This window comes from Amycolatopsis sp. NPDC051128 (assembly GCF_040682715.1).
Lineage (GTDB): Bacteria > Actinomycetota > Actinomycetes > Mycobacteriales > Pseudonocardiaceae > Amycolatopsis.
The window spans coordinates 24,353-32,083 of sequence record NZ_JBFBBN010000059.1 but is presented as its reverse complement, the minus strand read 5'-3'; the positions used below and the strand labels follow the sequence as shown (position 1 = coordinate 32,083).

Below are 7,731 nucleotides of genomic sequence, written 5' to 3'. Positions count from 1 at the left end.
GGACCTCGTGCGGCCGCCGGGTCGCATTGAGGGACTCTGAGTCCCTCAATGCGACATTCACGGCCTTCCGTTGAGTGCTTGCGCGGCAGGGAAATGCTTCAGTGGCGGGTCATCGTGAAGCTCTGGCCGTCGGAGGCGATCGCGCCGGGGCTCCAGGTGTAGGCGCCCTGGTCGTCGGCGTCCAGACCGGACGGGCTCGTCGAGGCCAGGTTCGTGCCGTTGAACTTGACGCCGGTGAACTTGACGCCGCCGGAGATCGACGGGTAGGAGTCGGTCGGCGACTCGATGATCGCCTCCGCCGACGCGTGCTTCGACGTCAGGGATTTCGTGATGGTCTTCGACCAGCCCTTGGTGGTGTCGGACAGATCGAGCCGGTAGGTGTTGGTGGCGGTCCGGGTCACCGTCGCGGTGATGTGGTCCCCCGGCGCTGACCGGCGACGAGTAGTACACCGGTGCGGCCGGGTACATCTCGTACCAGGCCTGGTAGACCGGGCGGCCGCTGGAGCAGTCGGTGGCGACGCCGGTCTGTTCCACTGTGGACGATCCGTCGCCGTCGATGCCGACCCACGGCGCGAACAGGTCGTTGGTGGAGGTGCACGTCACCGACGGCTCGGTCCAGCTCGCCGTCGCCGTGGTGAAACTGCCGAAGCTGACGTACCCGCCCCAGTTGCCGCCGGAGAATTCGTGGCCGTGGAAGTGCGCACCGAAGACAGCGGCGTGCGCGGTCCCCGAGACCGCCAGGGAGGCCGCCGCGGCGGCCATCACCGTGAGCACTCGGACAGCGCGCGACGCAAGCTACTTTTCGAAGGGTCTTCACATTCCGGGAAATACTCACCATTTGCCGGATTTACGTCGCATTGAACGAAAAGACCCGTGAAGGCCTCTGCGGGGGAAGAGGCCTTCACGGGTCCATGTCGCTCACCAACCGCCCGGTCAGGTGAGCGGGGCTCTAGCCCTGTTTCGCGGCCGCGTCGACGAACTCCGTCGTGTACGTCTTCGACAGGTCGATCGAGTTCTTCTTCGGCTTCACGTTCTTCGAAAAGCTCGAAAGCACCTCGAGCACGTTCTTCGCGCCGTCGGGGTCCATCTTCCCGTCGCCGTTGAACATCCCGATGCTGTCCTTGACGGACTTGATGTACAGCGCCTGGTCGCCACCGCTGTAGGACGGCGGCATCTTCGCCGCGATCTCCTCCGGGCTGTGCTGCTTGATCCACTTCAGCGTGGCCGCGAACGCGTTGGCCAGCTTCTGCACGACGTCCTTGTTCCGGTCGACGAAGTCACAGCTCATGTACAGCGACGACGCGGGGTACAGCCCACCCAGCGCGGCCTTCGTGCCTTCGACCGTCCGCAGGTCGTACAGCACCTTCGCCTTGCCCGTGTTGGTCAGCTGCGCGATGGTCGGGTCGGTGGTCATGCCGCCGTCGATGCCGCCGTTGTCCAAGCTCGCGATGAACGTCTGCCCGGCGCCGACCTTGACCGGCGTGTAGTCCTCGGCGCCCACGCCCGCCTTGGCCGCCAGCGCCTTCGTGAGGAAGTCGGTGGACGACCCGAGTGACGTCACGCCCAGCTTCTTGCCCTTGAAGTCGGCCGAGCTCTTGATCTGGTCGGCGTGCTTGGTGCCGACGACCTCGGCCTCACCCGGGATGTTGGCCAGCTGCACCACGCTCTTGATGCACTGGTCCTTGGCCTGCAGGTCGATCGTGTGGTCGTAGAACCCGACCACGCCCTGCACCTGACCGGCGACGAGCGCGGTCTCGGCGTTGGCGCCCGACTGCTCGCTCTGCAGGTCGACGTCGATGCCCTGGGCGGCGAAGTTGCCCAGCTGCTGGGTGAGCATGGCGGGCAGGTAGATGACCTTTTCCAGGCCACCGACCATGATCGTGACCTTGGGCTTGCCACCGTCGCCCGTCGCGGCGACGCGGGAGTCCTGGCAGGCGGTGGTCGCTGCCGCCACCACGGTCAGCGCGGCCACCGCGCTGACGATACGGCGAATCCTCATCGATTCTTTCCCTTTCAGATGACGGTCTTGTCGCTGGAGGCGGACATCGAGGGCCGCCACCGCAGCAGCCGGTTCTCGAGGTTCCCGATGCCCCACTCGGCCACGAGGGCGACGACGGTGATGATGATCATCGCGGCGTAGATGCCCGCGGAGTCGAACGTGCCCTGCGCGTTCGAGATCAGGAAGCCGATGCCCGCCTTGGACCCGGCGTATTCGCCGACGACCGCGCCGATCAGCGCGAAGCCGAACGCGGTGTGCAGCGAGGACAGGATCCACGACGTCGCGCTCGGCAGCACGATCGCCTTGATCACCTGCATCCGGCCCGCGCCGAGGATGCGCGCGTTGTCGATCAGGTTGCGGTCCACTTCGCGGGCGCCGGTGAAGGCGTTGAAGAACACGACGAAGAACACCAGCACGACGACCGTGGCGACCTTGGACGCCAGCCCCAGCCCGAACCAGATGACGAACAGCGACGCGAGCACGATGCGCGGCACCGCGTTGGCGGCCTTGATGAACGGCGCGAGCACGTCGGCCAGGTACCGGCTGCGGCCCAGGATCACGCCGAAGATGACGCCGGCCACCGCGCCGATGGCGAAACCGACCAGTGCCTCTTCGACGGTGACCCACAGCTGGTACCAGAGCGAGCCGAAGTCGGTGCCGCTGGTGACCCACTCGACCAGCCGCAGCCAGATGCGGGACGGCTTCGAGTAGAAGAACGGGTCGATCCAGTAGGTCGCGGTCACTTCCCAGCTGCCGAGCCAGACGACGACCAGTGCCAGCCGCAGCAGCCAGGTGTTGCGCTTGCGCCGGGACGACGCCCGCCGCGCCTTGGTGAGGATGTCCTGCTCGGTTTCCATCACCGGCAGCGATGCGGCCGGAGCCGCGGGGGTCTCAAGCGACACGGGTCGCTCCCTTCTCGCGGGCCTTGTCGACCTCGCTGCGCAGCGATTCCCAGATGTCCGCGTAGAGCTTGCGGAACTCCTCGGTGAGCCGCAGGTCCTCCACCTTTCGCGGCCGCTCCAGGGGGATCTCGAAGACGTCCTTCACGGTGGCCGGCGACGTGGTCAGCACGACGACCTTGTCCGACAGGGCGATCGCCTCGTCGAGGTCGTGCGTCACGAAGATCACCGCGGCGCCCGAACCGGACCACAGCCGCAGCAGCTCGTCCTGCATCAGCGCCCGCGTCTGGACGTCCAGTGCCGAGAACGGCTCGTCCATCAGCATGATCTTCGGCTTGGTGACCAGCGTCTGGGCCAGCGCGACGCGCTTGCGCATCCCGCCGGAGAGCTGGTGCGGGTAGTACTTCTCGAACCCGGCGAGCCCGACCCGGCCGATCCAGTCGAGGGCCTGCTCGCGGGCCTCGGCCTTCGGCACGCCGCGGAACCGTGGACCGGAGGCGACGTTGTCCAGCACCGAACGCCACGGCATCACGGCGTCGGTCTGGAACATGTAGCCGACGCCGTCCGGAATGGACTTCACATCCTCGCCGTTCACCCGCACCCGGCCGGCGGACGGCGGCTGCAGCCCGGAGACCAGCGAGAGCGTCGTCGACTTGCCGCAGCCCGTCGGGCCGACGACCGCGACGAACTCGCCGGGCTGCACGGACATGGTCAGATCGCGGACGGCCGTGTGCACGGACCCGGACCCGCTCGGGAACCTTTTGGTGGCTCCGGTGAGTTCGATCAGTGGGGGAACCATGGTGGAGGTGACTCCTTCGTCACGTGGTGGGGCTCACGTTGGGAAGGGACGTTAAGTACGCGTAGCGCCGACGTGAAGCTTGTCGACGTTCTGCGTCACAAGTGCGCGTTCTGAATGTTTTGCTCATTTAGCGCACGGCGCTGACCAGGGGGTATGGTTCCGAGCCATGCCAAAGTGGGCGCTCTTCCCGAGCATGCGGTTCAGCAGGCAGGTGCTGCTGCTGCAGATCGGCGTGGTCCTCCTCGTCGTCGGGATCGGCGTCGCCCTGGTCAGCGTGCTGCTGTCCCAGACCCTCACCAACCAGTACGGGGAGCGGGCCCTGGCCATCGCGAAGTCCGTCGCGGCGGACCCGGTCGTGGTGGCGAACGCGGCGGCGAAGGTGCCGGGCGGCGCGCTCCAGGAGCGAGCACTGGCCGTGCGGGACCGGACCGGCGCGCTGTTCGTCGTGATCACCGACGACAAGGGCATCCGGCTCGCCCACCCCACGCCGAGCGAGATCGGGAAGCCGGTCAGCACGCCCGCGGACCGGGCGCTCGCCGGGGAAGACGACGTCAGCGCCGTGCAGAGCGGCACGCTCGGGCTCTCCGTCCGCAGCAAGACCCCGATCTGGACGCCGGACCACGGGCGGGTGGTCGGCGAAGTGAGCGTCGGCTTCGACGTGTCCGACCCGACCGGCGCCTTCAAGCGCCTGCTGACGATCACGCTGCTGTTCGCCGGCGGCGCGCTGCTGCTCGGCGCGGGCGCGTCGGCGCTGCTGAACCGGCGGCTGCGACGCGTCACGCACGGCCTCGAACCCCACGAACTCACCGAACTGCTCTACGAACGCGAAGCCGTGCTGCACGGGATCGGCGAGGGCGTGCTCGCCGTCGACGAGGCGAACCGCGTCTCGGTGCGCAACGACGAAGCCGAACGCCTGCTCGGCACCGAACTCCCGATCGGCGCGGCGCTGTCCGAGCTCGAACTGAGCCCGCGGCTGCGCAAGGCCGTCGCCGAAGGGCGTCCGGTCGACAACCTCCTGGCGGTGGCCGGGAACCGGGTGCTGGTGATCAACAGCCGGGCGGTGCGCCTGGACGACCGGCCGATCGGCACCGTGCTGACTTTCCGCGACCGCACCGATCTCGACACGCTCACCCGCGAGCTCGACGGCATCCGCGCGCTGTCCGACGGCCTGCGCGCCCAGCGGCACGAGTTCGCGAACCGGCTGCACACGCTCTACGGGCTCCTCCAGCTCGGCCACCAGACCGAGGCCGTCGAATACCTGCAGACGCTGACGGACTCGTCGTCGGCGCGGCCGAGCGAGCTGGGCGACGCCGTCGCCGACCCCTACCTGCAGGCGCTGCTGGTCGCGAAAACCGAGCAGGCACAGGAAAAGGGGCTCACGCTCAAGCTCGCCGAAGACACCTGGGTGCCCACGACGGTGACCGACCCGATCGCCTCGAACACCGTGATCGGCAACCTCGTCGACAACGCCCTGCACGCCGCCCGGATGGGCCCGCGGCGGCCGGCGACCGTCGAGATCGGCCTGCTCGCCGAGGGCGACACCCTGCACGTGTCCGTTGTGGACAGTGGCCCCGGTGTGCCGGAAGAACTGCGGCGCACGTTGTTCGACGAAGGCGTCTCGACGAAGATCGCGCCCGGACACGGACTCGGCCTGGCGCTCGCCCGCCAGGCCGCGCGGGCGCGCGGTGGCGACGTCTGGCTGGCCGATCCCGGCGAAAGCGAGACGGGTGCCCTGTTCGTCGCCAAGCTGCCCGGAATGCTGACGGAGGACGGATGATCCGCACGCTGATCGTGGACGACGACTTCCGGGTCGCCGGCGTGCACGCCGGGTTCGTCGAGGAGGTCGAGGGCTTCGCGGTGGTCGGCACCGCGCACACCGCGGCGGAGGCCCGCGCCCGCGTCCGGGAGCTCTCGCCGGACCTCGTCCTGCTGGACGTCTACCTGCCCGACGAGTCCGGCCTCGCGGTGCTTCCCGAGTTGCAGACCGACACGATCGTGCTGTCCGCGGCGACCGACAGCGCGTCGGTGGCGGCGGCGATCCGGGCCGGCGCGCTGAACTACCTGATCAAGCCGTTCACGACCCGCCAGCTCGCGGAACGGCTGACGTCGTACGCGCGCTTCCGCGGCCTGCTCGCCGAAGGCCGGGCGCTGGCCCAGGACGACGTCGACCGCGCGTATCGCGTGCTGCACGACCAGGACCGCACGTCCGCGCCGAAGGGCCAGTCGACAGCGACGTCGAGGCTGGTGTCGGAGCAGCTACGCAAGGCGGGCCGCCCGTTGTCGGCGGCGGAGGTCGCCGGCGAGCTGGGCATGGCGCGGGCGACGGCGCAGCGGTACCTCACGGCGCTGGCCGAGTCGGGGACGGTCCAGATGCGCCTGCGCTACGGCGCCACCGGACGCCCCGAGCACGAATACCGCTGGAGCGGGGCCTGACTCAGCGGCCGCCGGTCCGGCCGCCGTAGCGCCGCGCGATGCGCTCGGCGATGTCGACCCAGGCCTGGAGGGGATCGGTGGTCGGCGGCGGGGTGGCCGACGACGGGGGCAGGTCGACCCGGGCCTCGTCGTCCGGCGACGTCGTCTTCGGCTGGGATTTCACCTGCGCCTGTGCCTGCGCTTGCGCCTGCGCCTGTTTCGGCGCCGGCTTCGCGGGCACCGGCACGTACACGGTCTTCGGCGGCGGCATGACGACGACCGGCGCCTGCGGGGACGGCGGCGCGGGGGCGGGCGCCGCGGCGACGGCCGGGTGCGGGTCCGCCTGGGCCACGTCGTCGTCGGGCGCCTGAGCGAACAGGCCACCGGTGACCAGCCCGCCGCCCAGCCACCCGGCCGCGACGAGCAGCACCGCGGCGCCGCCGCCGAGCCACGTGCAGACCCGCCGCCGGATCACCACTGACTTCGGGCGCAGGTCCTGGTCGTACATCGGCGGCGGGGTGTAGATCGGCTCGGGCGCCGGGACGTCGTCGTCGGTGCGGCGGCGCCGGGGCAGGCTCGCCGCGACGATGCCGGTGCGATCCAGCAGCTCCACCGCGGTGCGGTCGCTGGACGGCCGGGTCGCACTGGAGTGTGCGGCGCGAAGCATCGGGGACCTCCGGTATGGGGCTCGCGGACCCCAGGCATTCTGGACCGTTTCGGACGACCCTGTCAGAAACGCAACTCCATCGAGTGACACAGGCGAAAGGGATTCACCTTGCCCATCCGGCCGAAAGGATCGACTCAGTGCGTCTGCTTGAGACCCAGCCGGGCGAGCGCGGCGAAGGGTCGCTGGTAGGCGGAGCCGAGCACGCGCGGGATGGCGTCGATCACGTAGGCGTCCGGGCCGATGAGGATCCGCGCCGACTTCCGCTCGATCCCGCGCAGGATCGTCTGCGCCGCCTTCTCCGGTGTCGTGCGGGCGATCCGCTCGAAGCCCTGCGCGGCCTTCTCCTGGTCGTCGGCGGCGCTCCGGGAGTTGCGCACGATGTTGGTCTTGATCCCGCCGGGGTGCACGCAGCTCACCGCGACCGGGTGCCGCGCGATCAGCATTTCTTCGCGCAGCGCTTCGGTGAATCCCCGGACCGCGAACTTCGCCGCGTTGTACGCGCTCTGCGTCGGCACCCCGACGAAGCCGAACACGCTGGAAATGTTCACGACGTGGCCGTCGCCGGAAGCGATCAGGTGCGGCAGAAAGGCCTTCGTGCCATTCACGACGCCGCCGAGGTTCACCCCCATCAGCCAGTCGTAGTCCTCGAAGGTCATCTCTTCGACGGTCGCGCCGAGCGCCACACCCGCGTTGTTCACGACGACGTTGGCGCCGCCGAAATCGCTGACGACCTCCTCGGCGTGCGCGAGCACGGCGGCCCGGTCGGCGACGTCCAAGGTGTACGCGCGGGCGTTGTCGCCGGCCAGCTTCGCCGTCTCCTCCGCGTTCGCGGCGTTGACGTCGGAGAGGGCGACCCGCGCCCCGCGCCGGGCGAACTCCAGCGACAGCGCCCGGCCGATCCCCGAACCCGCGCCAGTGATCACCACGACCTTGTCCGCGAACTGCTTCATCGGCC

General features: G+C 69.5%; 8 protein-coding genes and 1 pseudogene. 2 read left to right on the top strand and 7 right to left on the bottom strand.

What is annotated here, in order from left to right:
* Positions 1-98: 98 nt before the first annotated feature.
* The 5 genes and pseudogenes from AB0M82_RS39085 to AB0M82_RS39065 form a co-directional block, all read right to left on the bottom strand.
* Positions 99-401, bottom strand: a complete 303-nt coding sequence (locus AB0M82_RS39085; RefSeq protein ID WP_364733402.1) for a hypothetical protein — start codon at positions 399-401, stop codon at positions 99-101.
* An 88-nt stretch (positions 402-489) separates the two neighbouring features.
* Positions 490-762 (bottom strand): annotated as a pseudogene (locus tag AB0M82_RS39080) (G1 family glutamic endopeptidase); the annotation flags it as partial.
* A 187-nt stretch (positions 763-949) separates the two neighbouring features.
* Positions 950-1,999, bottom strand: a complete 1,050-nt coding sequence (locus AB0M82_RS39075; protein ID WP_364733400.1) for an ABC transporter substrate-binding protein — start codon at positions 1,997-1,999, stop codon at positions 950-952.
* Between the two features lie 14 nt (positions 2,000-2,013).
* The gene (locus tag AB0M82_RS39070; protein WP_364733397.1) at positions 2,014-2,901 is read right to left on the bottom strand and encodes an ABC transporter permease; all 888 of its coding nucleotides are present in this window, start codon (positions 2,899-2,901) and stop codon (positions 2,014-2,016) included.
* Complete coding sequence (locus AB0M82_RS39065; protein WP_364733395.1) at positions 2,891-3,697, bottom strand: ABC transporter ATP-binding protein; 807 nt, start codon at positions 3,695-3,697, stop codon at positions 2,891-2,893. Before AB0M82_RS39065 ends, AB0M82_RS39070 begins: the two co-directional genes overlap by 11 nt.
* A gap of 193 nt (positions 3,698-3,890) precedes the next feature.
* Between AB0M82_RS39065 and AB0M82_RS39060 the strand changes: the two genes are divergently transcribed.
* Positions 3,891-5,474, top strand: a complete 1,584-nt coding sequence (locus AB0M82_RS39060; RefSeq protein WP_364733475.1) for a sensor histidine kinase — start codon at positions 3,891-3,893, stop codon at positions 5,472-5,474.
* The gene (locus AB0M82_RS39055; protein ID WP_364733392.1) at positions 5,471-6,130 is read left to right on the top strand and encodes a response regulator; all 660 of its coding nucleotides are present in this window, start codon (positions 5,471-5,473) and stop codon (positions 6,128-6,130) included. The genes AB0M82_RS39060 and AB0M82_RS39055 overlap by 4 nt, the downstream gene beginning before the upstream one ends.
* A gap of 1 nt (position 6,131) precedes the next feature.
* Here the strand turns inward: AB0M82_RS39055 and AB0M82_RS39050 are convergent, their stop codons facing one another.
* Entirely contained in the window at positions 6,132-6,776 is a 645-nt protein-coding gene (locus tag AB0M82_RS39050; protein WP_364733389.1) for a hypothetical protein, read from the bottom strand.
* Between the two features lie 134 nt (positions 6,777-6,910).
* Positions 6,911-7,726: an SDR family NAD(P)-dependent oxidoreductase gene (locus tag AB0M82_RS39045; protein WP_364733387.1), complete on the bottom strand. Its 816-nt coding sequence runs from the start codon at positions 7,724-7,726 to the stop codon at positions 6,911-6,913.
* Between the last annotated feature and the right edge of the window lie 5 nt (positions 7,727-7,731).

Excerpts from the sequence above, each read along its gene's own strand:
- AB0M82_RS39075 (WP_364733400.1), bottom strand. The coding sequence starts at position 1,999 with ATGAGGATTCGCCGTATCGTCAGCGCGGTGGCCGCGCTGACCGTGGTG.
- AB0M82_RS39065 (WP_364733395.1), bottom strand. The coding sequence starts at position 3,697 with ATGGTTCCCCCACTGATCGAACTCACCGGAGCCACCAAAAGGTTCCCG.
- AB0M82_RS39060 (WP_364733475.1), top strand. The coding sequence starts at position 3,891 with ATGCGGTTCAGCAGGCAGGTGCTGCTGCTGCAGATCGGCGTGGTCCTC.
- AB0M82_RS39055 (WP_364733392.1), top strand. The coding sequence starts at position 5,471 with ATGATCCGCACGCTGATCGTGGACGACGACTTCCGGGTCGCCGGCGTG.
- AB0M82_RS39050 (WP_364733389.1), bottom strand. The coding sequence starts at position 6,776 with ATGCTTCGCGCCGCACACTCCAGTGCGACCCGGCCGTCCAGCGACCGC.
- AB0M82_RS39045 (WP_364733387.1), bottom strand. The coding sequence starts at position 7,726 with ATGAAGCAGTTCGCGGACAAGGTCGTGGTGATCACTGGCGCGGGTTCG.